Genomic DNA, 13,744 nt, shown 5'->3' with positions numbered 1-13,744 from the left:
ATCCCATAACGGCAACAGCCACAGGTCACGATGGGCCTGTCGCAACGCGCGATCGGACTGCAGTTTCAGCACGAGCCGCACGCATACGGCAACCAGCGCGAGCGGCCACGACCACAGCGCGCCGCTCGAGAAGGCGATGGCAAGCAGTGCGAAAGCGAGCGGATGAATCAGCGCCGAGCCAAGATGGCCGAGCGGATCGATGCTGCGAATCGTGCGGCTCCAGCGCAGTTCGTGCGCGATCAGTTGCGTCGCGCTCGATTCCACGCAAGCATGCGAGATCGTGAATGGCGGAATCACCACCTTCTCGCCGATCATGCGCACGGCTTCGCCGATTGCATGATCTTCGGCCAGATGCTTCACGAACGGCGTGAACCCACCGATTTTCTCGAGGGTATCGCGTCGCATCACGATGGACTGTCCAAAGCAGGGACGCGCGAGACCGAGCGCAAGCCCCGTCACCACGCTGGGCAGGAATTGGTAGTTAGTGGCCTTGGCCGACATGCGCGGCCAGAAACCGGGGTCGGGCGCACCGCGATACGCGCAGGTGACGAGACCGACGCCGGGCTTCTGCAATTCACCGATCACATTGCGCAGATAATCCGGCCCGACGCTCACGTCGCTGTCGGCAAACACCAGTATGTCGTGCTGGGCCTGCGGCAGCATATTGAGGATGTTGCTGATCTTGCGGTTCGGACCGTACAGGCGCGCATCGGCGACCACGGTGATGTCCGCGTCCGGATGCAGCCGCCGCAGATCGTCGACGGTTTGCAAGGCGGGGTCGGCCGAATCGTGCACGCCGAACAGAAATTGCACGGGACCCGGATACTCCTGCTGACAGAAGCTCGACAGATTGGCGAGCAGCGCCCACTCGTTGCCGTGCAACGGTTTGACGATCGTGACGGGTGGAAAACTGGTCGGCTGGGACACCGCTCGCGCGAAGAACCGGCCGATCAGCGCACCCGCCAGCAGCGTGTAGGCGATGCCGAAAACCGCACCCGCCGCACACGCATAGGCAAGCGTGACGGCGAGCAGATGCACGGCGCTCACGCTTCGTGAGCGCGCAGGAAGCGGAAGAATTCGACGCCTTCGCGCAGGCGCCGTTTCATCATGTCCCAGCTCGTGAGCATCTCGCGCAAAATTTCCCAGATCTTCGACGGCCGGAAATAGAAGCGCTTATAGAAGTTTTCGAGCTGGTGATAAATCTCGTCGCGCGACAGATGCGGGTAGCCGATCGCCGCGAGTTGCACCCCTGACTTGCTGACGAGGTTGATGACCTTGTTCTCTTCCAGCCAACCGTTCTCGACCGCCTGGTTGTAGAGCGTCGTGCCGGGATAGGGCGCTGCGAGCGACACCTGGATCGTATGCGGATTGATTTCCTTCGCATACTCGATGGTCTTCTGGATCGTGTCCTGCGTCTCGCCCGGCAGGCCAAGAATGAAGGTGCCGTGAATCTTGATGCCGAGCTTGCGGCAATCATCGCTGAAACGGCGCGCGATGTCGGTACGCAAACCCTTCTTGATGTTTAGCAGAATCTGGTCGTCGCCGGACTCGTAGCCGACCAGCAGCAGGCGCAGGCCATTTTCCTTCATGATCTTCAGCGTCGCATACGGCACGTTCGCCTTCGCGTTGCATGACCACGTCACGCCCAATTGCCCAAGACCGCGAGCGATTTCCTCGACGCGCGGCTTGAAGTCGGTGAACGTGTCGTCGTCGAACATGATCTCCTTGACTTCAGGCATGTTGTCGCGAATCCACTTCACTTCTTCCAGCACGTTCTCAGTCGAACGCGTGCGGTAGCGATGGCCGCCCACCGTTTGCGGCCACAGGCAGAACGTGCATTTCGAGCGGCAACCGCGGCCCGTGTAAATCGACACGTATGGGTGCTTCAGATAGCCGATGAAATAGTTGTCGATCTTCAGATCGCGCTTGTAAACCGGCGCGACGAACGGCAGCTCGTCCATGTTCTCGAGGATCGGGCGCGCTTCGTTGTGCTCGATCGAACCGTCGCTCGCGCGATAGCTGAGACCTTTGATCCCGGCGAACGGTTTGCCCTCGGCGACTTCCTGGCAGGTGAAGTCGAATTCTTCACGGCAGACGAAATCGATCGCATCGCTCGCAGTCAGCGAGTTGTGCGGATCGACCGCGACTTTGGCACCGACCATGCCGATCAGCACCGAAGGCTTGCGCTTCTTCAGGTCTTCGGCAAACAGGGCGTCGGTGGGAAAAGACGGTGTGCTGGTGTGGATAATCACCAGGTCATATTGCTGCGCTATATCGAGCGATGCTTCGACGGACAGGCCATCGGCGGGGGCGTCGAGTACACGGCTATCGGGGACCAGTGCCGCGGGCTGTGCGAGCCACGTCGGATACCAGAAAGAGCGCACTTCACGCTTGGCCTGATAGCGCGAACCCGCGCCACCATCGAAGCCGTCGTACGACGGCGCCTGTAAGAACAGGGTTTTCATGAATGCTCCAGCAAGCCTTTGATCGGCGCTTTCAGTTTTCTGTCGGAAAACTATCGGAACTATTGCCCGTGGGGATACGGGCGTTCGCGCAAATACTACGGAGCAAAGCTGAAGGAAACCTTAAGAAAAAATACGCCTGGTCCGGATTGTTCTACATGCTTAATGCCGGGTTCCGGTCCGCACACGTTGCATGTGCGGACCGGCTACTACATTCACACCGGCTTGATATCCGCCGCCTGCTTGCCCTTCGGTCCCTGCTTGATTTCGAAGCTGACCTTCTGGTTTTCCTGCAGCGATTTGAAGCCTTCGCTGCGAATTTCCGAGAAATGGGCAAACAGATCCTCGCCACCGTCGTCCGGTGTGATAAAGCCAAAGCCCTTTGCGTCATTGAACCACTTCACTGTACCGGTTGGCATGTCGATTCCTCGTTTGCACCTTGGTTGATTGGGTTGCATTCACCGTCTTTCACCTGCGGCTTTCGATCAATATCTCGAGTGCTGTTTTTACCCACTCGTGACACGATCCATCGCTGCCTGCTCGTGACAGTTCCTGCTACTGCTGCTTGACTTTACGCCTGTTTGCGCGGCGCCGCTCAGGCAGGCGTTCCTCCGCCGCGGCAACCGGAATAGCAAAACCCATGCCGCGCAGCCCGGACGGGCGCACCGGCCGATGCGATTGCGCGCAATCAGATAAGATAATCGATATCGGCAGTCCATTCCTCTGGCCGTGCGGGTTCAGCCCAATGCATCATCCGCGCGACCTATCGTTTTCCCCACTTACAGGAACCCAGCATGGCCACCTCGAGCTATACCGATACCCGACTTCTGATTAACGGTGAGTGGTGCGACGCCGCCAGCGGCAAAACCATCGACGTCGTCAATCCCGCCACTGGCAAGGCCATCGGCAAGGTGGCCCATGCCGGCATTGCCGATCTGGACCGGGCGCTGGCCGCCGCGCAGCGCGGCTTCGAAGCCTGGCGCAAGATTCCGGCCAACGAACGCGCAACGACCATGCGCCGGGCCGCCGCGCTGGTGCGCGAGCGCGCGTCTGACATCGCCCGCCTGATGACGCAGGAACAGGGCAAGCCGTTTGCCGAGGCTCGCGTCGAAATGTTGTCCGCGGCAGACATCATCGAATGGTTCGCTGACGAGGGCCGCCGCGTCTATGGCCGGATCGTGCCGCCGCGCAACCTGGCGGCGCAGCAAACGGTGCTCAAGGAGCCGATCGGCCCGGTGGCTGCGTTCACGCCGTGGAATTTCCCTGTCAATCAGGTGGTGCGCAAACTGAGCGCGGCGCTCGCGTGCGGCTGCTCGTTCCTCGTGAAGGCGCCGGAAGAAACCCCGGCATCGCCGGCGGCGCTGCTGCAGGCTTTCGTGGAAGCAGGCGTGCCGGCCGGTACGGTCGGCCTCGTGTTCGGCGATCCGGCTGAGATTTCCAGCTACCTGATTCCGCACCCGGTGATCCGCAAAGTCACGTTCACCGGTTCGACGCCGGTCGGCAAGCAGTTGGCCGCGCTGGCTGGCGCGCACATGAAGCGCGCGACGATGGAATTGGGCGGTCATGCGCCTGTCATCGTGGCCGAAGATGCCGACGTGGAGCTGGCCATCAAGGCCGCGGGCGCCGCGAAGTTCCGCAACGCGGGCCAGGTCTGTATCTCGCCCACGCGCTTTCTGGTGCACAACAGCATTCGCGAAGAATTCTCCGCGGCGCTCGTCAAGCACGCTGAAAGCCTCAAGCTCGGCGACGGTCTGGCCGAAGGCACGACCATCGGGCCGCTCGCCAACGCGCGCCGTCTCACCGCGATGAGCAAGGTGCTCGACGACGCGCGCAAGACCGGCGCCAAGGTCGAGACGGGTGGCGAACGCGTGGGCTCGGAAGGTAACTTCTTCGCCCCGACCGTGCTGACCAACGTGTCGCTCGAGTCGGACGTGTTCAACAACGAGCCGTTTGGCCCGATCGCCGCTATCCGTGGTTTCGACAAACTCGAAGATGCGATCGCTGAAGCGAATCGCCTGCCGTTCGGTCTCGCCGGCTATGCGTTCACGAAGTCGTTCCGCAACGTGCATCTGCTGTCGCAACAGATGGAAGTCGGCATGTTGTGGATCAACCAGCCTGCTACGCCTTGGCCGGAAATGCCGTTTGGCGGCGTGAAGGATTCGGGCTACGGTTCGGAAGGCGGTCCGGAAGCCATGGAAGCATATCTGGTCACCAAGGCTGTTTCGGTGATGGCGGTTTAAGACGTCGAAGGATGCAAGGCCGTAAGGCTTTAAGGGCGAGGTTTCCCGCCTCGTCTGCCTGTTTGATTGCTGTGCCAAGGTCCGCGAACGTTCATTCGCGGACTTTTTTATTGGCATTCGCTTGTCGAGTCGTCCGCTGATTCACGGCTCAGTCACGGCTCATTCGCTTCGTTCAGACTGCTCGACGTTTTATGATTGCAGTCATGCAACGAAAATCGACTTCATCATGAACGACACCTCCACTGACTCCATGCAACCCACGCTGATCGGACAGATCGTCGAACTCCTGCCGCTTCAGCAGGAACACACGCAGGGTCTGCTCGATGCCGCCGCGGACGGTGAGTTGTGGAACATGACGCTGACTGTGGTGCCAGGACCCGTAACCATCGGCAGCTACATTGCAACCGCGCTTGACGGACGCGCGACCGGTACGGTGATGCCCTTCGTGATCGTCAGGCGCGATACGGGAACGATTGTCGGCAGCACACGGTTCTGGAAGGTCGATCGGGTGAACCGGAAGCTGGAAATCGGGCACACGTGGTTGAGCAAGTCGGTGCAGCGCTCGGCGGTGAATACCGAGGCGAAGTACCTTCTGCTGAGTCATGCGTTCGACGCGATGCAGTGCGTGCGCGTGCAGTTCACCACGGACGAGCTCAACGAAAAATCGAGAGCGGCGATTCTGCGGATCGGTGCGAAACAGGAAGGGATTGTCCGGCACGAGCGGATCATGCCTGATGGTCGTAAGCGCAACTCGGTGCGCTTTAGCATCATCGATGAGGAGTGGGCGGAAGTGAGAGCGATGTTGGAGGAGAAGCTGGGGCGATGAGCCCCACCTCCCATTACTGACTTCACTCCGCGTTCAAGCGCAAGCCAGCCGCTTCTATCAAACGTGCACGTCCCGCTCACCAAGCGGTGGCGGCGTCGTTGCTGCCGCAATCTCCTCGCGCAGCGCATCCCGTGCATGATGCCGACGCACCCACAGCGCGGTCAGAATCGGCACGAGAATCGCCGTCACGAGACAAGCCGTCGCCACCATCGCTGTGGCGGCCGGCACTAGCGGCTTGAAGCGCGGAATCATCTCGCCGATGATCGCCGGGTTCGCCACCGCAGCCCCAGCCGTCGACGAAGCCGCCAGCCCCGCCGCCCCATTGCCGCCCGCGATCCAGCGGTCGGCGAGGATCAGCGGAATGCCCGTCACGACGATCACGCCGAGGCCCAGCACGATGCCCGGCAAGCCGCTCGTGACGATCACGTTCAGGTCGATACCGTTGCCGAGCGCAAAGCCGAAAAACGGAATCAATGGATGCACGCAGCGGCCAAAGAATTCGCGCAGCTCGCTGTCCAGATTACCCAGCGCGAAGCCGATCAGGAATGGCAACACCGCACCGACGAAAAGCCGCGGCTCGAAGAACGCGACGCCGGTCGCACCGAGGATGATCATGCTGACGAGCGGCCCCGATTCGATCGACATCAGGACGAATGCGCCCGCCTCTTCCTTGCTGCCATATTGTTGCATCACGGCCGCATAGAGACCGCCGTTGGTCATGTCCATCGAGGTCGTGATCGCGAGCACCGAGAGCCCGGCGAACAGGCCCGCCTTGACGCCGTCGATCGGAATAAAGTGCGACGCGACTATGGTCGCGATCCACGCCACGATCATTTTGGTCACGAGCAGCGTGCCCGACTTGCGCAGCACCACGCCAGTCGCACGCAGGTCGATCGTCGCGCCCATGCAGAAAAACCACACCGCCAGAATCGGCACGGTGCCGGTGATCAATCCATTCGTGAACGACCCGAGGTATTTCCCCCCGCCCGGCGCAAACGTGTGAACACAGGCGCCGAGCAGCAACGGCACCAGCATCAGGCCGCCAGGAATGCGGTCGATGGCCTTCTTGAGCTTCATGCCTCCTCCATGGACTTCGCGTCCAGTTGTCGGGTGGATCACCCGGGGTAATGTCCCGTTCTTACGCCGGGCGACTCCCTTTTGGCGCAATATAGCATCGTGTTAGGAACAACGTTCCGTTTTTGATAGACTTCCTGCTCATCGTTTACCCGCGTCCCGCGTAGAAGCCTTACTGCTCTTAATGTGGCATTGCAATATTTTCGGACCGACGTTCCAAATTGAAGATTCTGCGCTAAAGTTGAGAGCAAACCGGCGCCGCAATACGGCATGGCACGGCGCCCAATCTGACCGGAGAAAAGAACAATGGAAGTGAGACAGAGCATTAATAGCGAGTACGCGAAGACGCTGGATACCACGGCGCTGCGCAAGCAGTTTCTCGTCGAGCAGGTGTTCGAACGCGACGCGCTTCAACTCACCTACAGTCACATCGACCGCATCATCGTGGGCGGCGCGTGGCCGGCCACGCGCGCGGTCGAGGTGCCCACCTCGCTCGGTAAGGCAATCGGCGTCGGCTATCTGCTGGAGCGCCGCGAACTCGGCGCGATCAACATCGGCGGCGACGGCTGGGTCGACGTGGATGGTGCGCGCTATACGGTGCGCAACGAAGAGGCGATCTACATCGGCAAGGGCAAGCAGGCCATCGCGTTCGGTAGCGACGACGCGGCGCGCCCCGCCAGGTTCTACCTGAACTGCGCGCCGGCGCACGAGTCGCATCCCACCCGCACGATCTCGCTTGCGCAAGCGTCACCTGAAACGCTGGGCGATCCCGCTACGAGCAATCGCCGCACCATCTACAAGTTCATCGTCCCCGAAGTGCTGCCCACCTGTCAGCTCTCGATGGGCATGACGAAGCTCGAACCGGGCAACCTCTGGAACACGATGCCGTGCCACACACATGAGCGCCGCATGGAGGTGTATTTCTATTTCAACGTCGCTGACGACGCGGCCGTCTTTCACATGATGGGCGAGCCGAACGAAACGCGGCACATCCTCGTTCATAACGAACAGGCGGTGATCTCGCCAAGCTGGTCGATTCACTCGGGTGTCGGCACGCGCGCGTACACGTTCATCTGGGGTATGGTCGGCGAGAACCAGGTGTTCGGCGATATGGATCACATCGCGGTGCGTGATCTGCGTTGACGCGCCTTGATGTGCAACATGCTGGCCACTCCGGACACCTTCGCCATTCAAGGAACCTACGCACCGTGAACATCTTCGATCTGAACGGCAAGGTCGCCATCGTCACCGGTAGCAACGCGGGCCTCGGCGCCGGCATGGCCATCGCGCTCGCAACGGCCGGCTGCGACATCGTCGGCGTGAGCCGCGCCGATGCCGGCGATACGCCCGCGTACATCAAGGCGACCGGCCGGGGCTTCGCGGATGTGCGCGCGGACCTCGCGTCGATCGCCCCCGTCGACGACATCGTGCGCACCGCTGTCGAAGCATTTGGCCGCGTCGACGTGCTGGTGAACAACGCAGGGATCATCCGCCGCGAGGACGCGCTCGACTTCAGCGAAGACGACTGGGATGCCGTCATGGACGTCAACCTGAAGAGCGCCTTCTTTCTTTCGCAAGCCGCGGCACGGCAGTTCGTGAAGCAGCAAAGCGGCGGCAAGATCATCAACGTCGCGTCGATGCTGTCGTTTCAGGGCGGCATACGCGTGGCGTCCTACACGGCGTCGAAAAGCGGCGTGCTCGGTCTCACGCGGCTTCTCGCAAACGAATGGGCCGGGCACGGCATCAACGTGAATGCGATCGCGCCGGGCTACATGGCAACCGCGAATACGGCGGCGCTGCGGGGCGACGCACAGCGTAACGAAGAAATCGTCCGGCGCATTCCGGCGGGCCGCTGGGGCACGCCTGAAGATCTCGCGGGACCGGTCGTGTTCCTCGCGTCATCCGCGTCGGACTATGTGCACGGCCATGCGCTCGCGGTGGACGGCGGGTGGCTTGCACGCTAGCGTGGCAGAAGCAGCGGTCACGGTGATCGCGGGACGCGGTATGCTTTCGGCGCCGGGACTCAGTCGACATCGGGCTGTGGTGAGCGGTAATCGGATTGTGATCGGGTTGGCATTAACAGGGAATGACGGAAATGGCAGCAATGGACAAGCAGCGCAAGGACGCCGACGTCGCACACGTGCAGGAAGCGGACAGCACGTGTGGCACGGCCAATGACAGAGGCGAGTCGGCTTCATCGATCGGCAGGGTCTTCGCAATTCTCGGTGCGATCGGCGACAGCGGACAGATCGGCATCAGCGAATTGTCGCAGCGGCTCGGCATGTCGAAGACCACCGTACACCGCGTGATCCAGACGCTGAAAGCACTCGGCTATGTGACGCAGGAAATCGAAACCGAGCGCTACCGATTGACGATCCGCCTGTTCGAACTCGGCGCGAAGGCGCTGGAGAGCGTCGATCTGGTGCGCGAGGCCGACATCGAGATGTGCCGCATCGGCCAGGCCACCCGCGAGGCGATTCATCTCGGTGCGTTCGACGAAGACGCCATCATCTACATCCACAAGATCGACGCCGATTACGGGCTGCGGATGCAGTCGCGGATCGGCCGCCGGAATCCTTTGCATAGCACAGCGATCGGCAAGGTACTACTCGCGTGGATGGACCCGGCCGAAGCGCGCGAAGTCCTCTCGCATGTGGAATTTCGCAAGTCGACGCAAAAGACCCTCGCCTCCGCCGAAGCCGTCCTAAGCATCCTGCCGCGCGTGCGCGAGCAAGGCTACGGCGAGGACAACGAGGAGCAGGAAGAGGGATTGCAGTGTCTCGCGGTACCGGTGTTCGACCGCTTCGGCCGCGTGATTGCCGGTCTGTCGATTTCGTTTCCGACAATGCGCTGTGGTGCGGATACGAAGTCGCACTACGTCGCGCTACTCAAGCAATCGGGACTCGCGATCTCGACGCGGCTCGGCTATCGCGAAGCGACGGCGTTGGCGCATGCCGCCGTCGAGCAGGGCTGAATGCCTCACGAAACACCTGTCGTGAGGATGGATCGGCCAAGCGCGCGGGCCGCGAGATGTCAGCGGCTTAAGCCTAAACGGCGCGCGTTGTTCAAGCGGCCTTCACAGCCGGATTCGGTTCGACGCTGCGTGTAAAACTGCGGCGGCCGTCGACGCTGACCGGCACGTCGCCCTTCAAGGTCACGCGACGCACCACGCGGTGAGCGTCGCCGTAGTCGTTGACGGCGTAGTGCTGGGCGGTGTTGGCCCACACCGTGTCGCCACACACTTCCGGAATCGTCACGCCGCGCAGGATCGATGCTTGCGGATACGCGTCGACGAACGTCACGTCCGTGTGCCACGAATTTGCGCGGCCGCCACGATGCGAATCGAGTTCGAGCAGGTAGTCGGTACCGTCGACCACCGGCACCGTGGGATGCGAGACCGGTTCGCCAAGCAGCTTGGCGAAGGCTTCCTGATCGGCGTCCTGCAAGTGTGTCTGGGCGCGGAAAAAGATCACCTTGTGACGCACCAGCGCCGCGCGAATCGCTTCGACGGTTGCGGATTCGAGCTGGCCCGACAGGCGCACGCCGCGAATTTCCGCGCCAATGCGGCCGGTGACAGGATGAATGTCCAGTGCGTTGGACGTCGCGAGACTGAGATTCGACATGCGATGCAACTCCTAAGTCTGAGGACGAGACAGATCAGCGCGCCACGCGGCGCGCAGGGCGAAAATCTTTAGCTGAAGATAGCGACGGCGCGAATCGGCTGAGCGCGGATCAGATCTTCGATCTAACCAGCGTTAGCGGCGCGCGTAAAACACTTGTTTTTCATGTGCTTATCACGCACGCGGGCATGACCATCGCACGCGGATGCAATGGCGTCGAAATCGCCATGATCCAGGCACCGGGGAAGGATATCGATGGACTCGCTGCCGCCACAAGAATACGGGCGACAGCGATTAATAGACGGGCAGTAACAAACGGCTAACGCACACTAACGGGTCACGGCAGCATCCGCTGCAATGTCTGATCCTTTAGCACGAAGCGATGAAACAACGCGCCCGCAATATGCAGCGCGATCAGTGCGAACAACACCCAGGCCAGATAGCCGTGGATATCGCCCATTTCATGCCCCACCGACGAGCCGACCGGCGAGATGCTGGGGTATGGCAGTACGCCAAGCAGCTTGACGGACCATCCGCGCGAAGACGCATTGGCCCATCCCAACAAGGGCACAGCCACCAGCGCGACATAAAGAAGACCGTGCGTGATGTGCGAAACAACACGGAAGAAAGGTGAAAGCGATGCAGGTGCGGGAGTATGCGTAAGACGCCAGACGATTCTCACCACCACCGCTGCAATCAGTGTTGCACCCACGCCGAGATGCCACGCGATCAGACCATCCGGTCGCGTGCCCTTATGAATGCCCGGCATCGTCCAACCGATCACAAACTGCGCAGCGATCAATAAGACCACCAGCCAGTGAAGAAACTTGGCCACGCCGTCATAGCCTGACGCGTAGCGTGAGAAATTGGCCTGGTCGGATCGCATGGTCATGAGAATGTTTAGCTGCAGTTAAGCCATTGGAGGAAGCGCGCTTATTTGCGCCGAGGATACACAAATTCTGAGCGCACTGACGCGGCATGCTACGGATTAAATCTTAAGAAAAGCTGATGCCGCGTCTGATAACCTCTGCCAGGCACATGAGGCGGAAATGCATCCGCAACGCACCAGTGACCGCGTATAAGGTGCGATCGGCGATCCATGAGGCCGGATCTCATCCTGAGTCTGCAACTGAATGTATCCGTCTGGCATACACACAGAGATATGTCACGCCGTGCATATTCGAGTTGTTCATACGCATGCGCATCGGCCTGCCCGAACACGCCGGATGCACGAAGGTCCGACATTTTTCATAGCGCGCTCAACGGGTTGGCCGCCGGCTTCTCGCCAGAGGAAAGGCTAATCGCAGCGCTGCAACGTATCCTCACACCGGATCATGTATCCCGCCGACATGCGAAGGAATCGACACGTCCTGTTACACACGAACACACCGGTAATCCAGCCGCTCAGTAGAGTTCAATCACACATAAAAAAGGGGGCAACGTCATGAAACGAATTTTCGCGCTGGTTCTGTTGGCTATCTCTCTCGGGAGTGCATTGGGCGGCTGCATCGTCGTGCCAGAGGGTGGCTACCACGATCATGACCACGATCATGACCACTATCACGATCACGACCACGACCATTACTAAGCGTTGCGCGAGCAGCGCTCTCCACTCTCAATCGTAAAATCCGAGAATAAATCATGAGTAATTCACGAAGCCACTGGCTGTCCATGGCGATCGTTGCAGGCTTGGGGATCGGTGCATCTTCCTTTGCGTTGGCGCACGTCGATGTGGGCGTGAACATCGGCATTCCAGGGGTGGCCTATGCGCCCGCGCCGGTCTATGCTCCGCCTCCGCCTGTCTACGCTCCACCACCGCCGGTGGTCGTGGTGAGTCCGGGCTGGTATGGCGAGCGCTATTACGACGGCCACCGCTATTGGCAACGACGCGAGTGGGAAGAACACCATCGCGACCGTGAATGGCATGACGCGCGCGGCTATCGCGACGGCCCGCACGGTGACTGGCACGACCACGGTGGCGACCACGGTGGCGATCACGGCAATTGGCATGGCCATGGCGATGATCACGGCCGGGGCGATCATTAATGCATGGGCCGTGGCGGCGTCACTAACGCGGCCGGCCCGCGCGGGTATTCGCCCCACACCATTTGCAGGAGCGACGATTTGATACGCAACGATCCACGGCGTGTAACGGCACAAATCGACGACACGGTCATCTCCGCCGAATACAGCGAACAGACCGGCCAGTTGTGTTTGCGTCAAGACGGCGCCATGCTTCGCGAATGGTTTCCACCTCACTCGTGGATTGCGATTGCGTCGGTCGCCGGTGCACGGCATTGGGGTACGCGGCCTACTGACGAGGACCTGCGGGCTTTGCTGCGCAACGAGATGACCTTGTTGCGCACGGAATAACCGCGTGATGGACACAAAAAAAGGCCGCACACCAAACAGGTTCCGATGAGCGGCCTCTTATAGTCGACTCGCAGATATTGAACGAGTCGAACAGCGCAGCGATGATCCGCGCACTTCGTATTGCCCTTAACGTGCGTTATAGATCGGCGGCGAATAGGAGCTTACCGCCGTATCGCTGCCGTGACCTGCTTGCCACGTGCCACGGCTGCCCGAACCATAACCGCTGGTATCAGTCTGGGCAGCGCCCTGTTGTTGGGAAACTTGCGCTTGCGTGGCCTGCGCGCTTTGCGGAGCAGACTGATTCGATTGCGCAAACGACGCGATCGGGGCGCTAAGAACAACTGCAATAGCAACAGCTTTGATGAGCGATTTCATGAAACCACCTCCAGAGATTGTCTTGCACGCGCTGCAAATATGACGGGTGGTGCAGCCGACAAAGACAGTCTAGGTGTGGATCAAACGCGGATAAATCCTCCAATCCCGAATTCACTGTTGGTTTTGGCACGACAATGGCGAATGGCCGCCCATCAAGGGTTTGCCGATGCGAACCGGGCGCCGCGGGGATTTTTCGCTTAACTCCGCATCTCCCGTTTCACACGTCGCGCCCTGCCCGCTCGTTCTTATACGGCGGCGACGCCCACATAGTTCTCCGCCATCGCGGTGGCCGCTGCACGCGACGTGGTCACGTATTCGAGCTCGGCTACCTGCAGTTGTTGCTCAAACGGTGATGCACCTTCAATGCGGTGCATCATGCTCGTCATCCAGTACGAGAAATGCTCCGCACGCCAGACGCGTTTGAGCGCGGTCTCGCTGTAACTGTCGAGCAGATCGCTACGGTTTTCGACGTAGAACGCATTCAGCGCTCTGGTCAGCACACGCACGTCGGCAACCGCGAGATTCATGCCCTTGGCACCGGTAGGCGGCACGATATGCGCGGCGTCGCCAGCAAGAAACAGGCGGCCATGCTGCATGGTGGCCGACACGAAACTGCGCATGCCGACAATATTCTTCTGGAAGATCTTGCCGTCCACGATTTTCTGGCCGTCATGCGAATCGACGCGTGCGTGCAGTTCGGCCCAGATCCGGTCGTCTGACCAGTTGTCGACGGAATCCTTAGGATCACATTGGAAATACATGCGCTGCACATTT

The 13,744-nt window shown here is 60.6% G+C and carries 16 protein-coding genes; 8 read left to right on the top strand and 8 right to left on the bottom strand.

What is annotated here, in order from left to right; translation table 11 throughout:
- The 3 genes from hpnI to VFE81_RS11020 form a co-directional block, all read right to left on the bottom strand.
- A partial coding sequence (gene hpnI, locus VFE81_RS11030; RefSeq protein ID WP_325044628.1) for a bacteriohopanetetrol glucosamine biosynthesis glycosyltransferase HpnI occupies positions 1-1,047 on the bottom strand: 1,047 nt, incomplete at its 3' end.
- Positions 1,044-2,465 carry a hopanoid biosynthesis associated radical SAM protein HpnJ gene (gene hpnJ, locus VFE81_RS11025; protein WP_325044627.1) on the bottom strand — a complete coding sequence of 474 codons (1,422 nt, stop codon included), beginning with the start codon at positions 2,463-2,465 and terminating at the stop codon, positions 1,044-1,046. The genes hpnJ and hpnI, both read right to left, overlap by 4 nt.
- A gap of 212 nt (positions 2,466-2,677) precedes the next feature.
- On the bottom strand, positions 2,678-2,881 hold the full coding sequence (locus VFE81_RS11020; protein ID WP_007181784.1) for a cold-shock protein: 204 nt from the start codon (positions 2,879-2,881) through the stop codon (positions 2,678-2,680).
- A gap of 375 nt (positions 2,882-3,256) precedes the next feature.
- On the opposite strand from VFE81_RS11020, the gene VFE81_RS11015 reads away from it, so the two are divergent.
- Positions 3,257-4,702 carry an NAD-dependent succinate-semialdehyde dehydrogenase gene (locus VFE81_RS11015; protein ID WP_325044626.1) on the top strand — a complete coding sequence of 482 codons (1,446 nt, stop codon included), beginning with the start codon at positions 3,257-3,259 and terminating at the stop codon, positions 4,700-4,702.
- A gap of 226 nt (positions 4,703-4,928) precedes the next feature.
- Positions 4,929-5,528: a GNAT family protein gene (locus VFE81_RS11010; RefSeq protein WP_325044625.1), complete on the top strand. Its 600-nt coding sequence runs from the start codon at positions 4,929-4,931 to the stop codon at positions 5,526-5,528.
- A 57-nt stretch (positions 5,529-5,585) separates the two neighbouring features.
- Here the strand turns inward: VFE81_RS11010 and kdgT are convergent, their stop codons facing one another.
- Positions 5,586-6,605, bottom strand: coding sequence for a 2-keto-3-deoxygluconate transporter (kdgT, locus tag VFE81_RS11005; protein WP_325044624.1), 1,020 nt, complete (start codon positions 6,603-6,605; stop codon positions 5,586-5,588).
- A gap of 303 nt (positions 6,606-6,908) precedes the next feature.
- Here kdgT and kduI point away from each other — a divergent pair, with 303 nt between their 5' ends.
- From kduI to kdgR, 3 genes are all read left to right on the top strand, one after another.
- Complete coding sequence (gene kduI / locus VFE81_RS11000) at positions 6,909-7,745, top strand: 5-dehydro-4-deoxy-D-glucuronate isomerase (protein WP_325044623.1); 837 nt, start codon at positions 6,909-6,911, stop codon at positions 7,743-7,745.
- A gap of 65 nt (positions 7,746-7,810) precedes the next feature.
- Positions 7,811-8,566 carry a 2-dehydro-3-deoxy-D-gluconate 5-dehydrogenase KduD gene (kduD, locus tag VFE81_RS10995; RefSeq protein ID WP_325044622.1) on the top strand — a complete coding sequence of 252 codons (756 nt, stop codon included), beginning with the start codon at positions 7,811-7,813 and terminating at the stop codon, positions 8,564-8,566.
- Between the two features lie 131 nt (positions 8,567-8,697).
- Complete coding sequence (gene kdgR / locus VFE81_RS10990) at positions 8,698-9,576, top strand: DNA-binding transcriptional regulator KdgR (protein ID WP_325044621.1); 879 nt, start codon at positions 8,698-8,700, stop codon at positions 9,574-9,576.
- Positions 9,577-9,667: 91 nt separating this feature from the next.
- On the opposite strand, the gene VFE81_RS10985 is transcribed toward kdgR, so the two are convergent.
- Together VFE81_RS10985 and VFE81_RS10980 are read right to left on the bottom strand one after the other, a co-directional pair.
- On the bottom strand, positions 9,668-10,225 hold the full coding sequence (locus tag VFE81_RS10985; RefSeq protein ID WP_325044620.1) for a TauD/TfdA dioxygenase family protein: 558 nt from the start codon (positions 10,223-10,225) through the stop codon (positions 9,668-9,670).
- Between the two features lie 334 nt (positions 10,226-10,559).
- On the bottom strand, positions 10,560-11,114 hold the full coding sequence (locus VFE81_RS10980) for a cytochrome b (RefSeq protein WP_414695578.1): 555 nt from the start codon (positions 11,112-11,114) through the stop codon (positions 10,560-10,562).
- A gap of 552 nt (positions 11,115-11,666) precedes the next feature.
- On the opposite strand from VFE81_RS10980, the gene VFE81_RS10975 reads away from it, so the two are divergent.
- The 3 genes from VFE81_RS10975 (at position 11,667) to VFE81_RS10965 (ending at position 12,595) form a co-directional block, all read left to right on the top strand.
- Positions 11,667-11,810 (top strand): hypothetical protein, encoded by a 144-nt coding sequence (locus VFE81_RS10975; RefSeq protein ID WP_325044619.1) that lies wholly within the window; start codon positions 11,667-11,669, stop codon positions 11,808-11,810.
- A 53-nt stretch (positions 11,811-11,863) separates the two neighbouring features.
- Entirely contained in the window at positions 11,864-12,268 is a 405-nt protein-coding gene (locus VFE81_RS10970; RefSeq protein WP_325044618.1) for a hypothetical protein, read from the top strand.
- Between the two features lie 78 nt (positions 12,269-12,346).
- Positions 12,347-12,595, top strand: coding sequence for a hypothetical protein (locus VFE81_RS10965; RefSeq protein ID WP_325044617.1), 249 nt, complete (start codon positions 12,347-12,349; stop codon positions 12,593-12,595).
- Between the two features lie 126 nt (positions 12,596-12,721).
- On the opposite strand, the gene VFE81_RS10960 is transcribed toward VFE81_RS10965, so the two are convergent.
- Together VFE81_RS10960 and VFE81_RS10955 are read right to left on the bottom strand one after the other, a co-directional pair.
- Positions 12,722-12,970: a hypothetical protein gene (locus tag VFE81_RS10960; protein ID WP_325044616.1), complete on the bottom strand. Its 249-nt coding sequence runs from the start codon at positions 12,968-12,970 to the stop codon at positions 12,722-12,724.
- A 245-nt stretch (positions 12,971-13,215) separates the two neighbouring features.
- Positions 13,216-13,744: FAD-dependent monooxygenase (locus VFE81_RS10955; protein ID WP_325044615.1), on the bottom strand; the 529-nt coding region annotated here is incomplete at its 5' end.

Origin of the sequence: Paraburkholderia sp., from assembly GCF_035656215.1 — a bacterium.
Lineage (GTDB): Bacteria > Pseudomonadota > Gammaproteobacteria > Burkholderiales > Burkholderiaceae > Paraburkholderia.
Note: the sequence above shows the minus strand (reverse complement) of the source record. Positions and strands in the feature narration are given on the sequence as shown.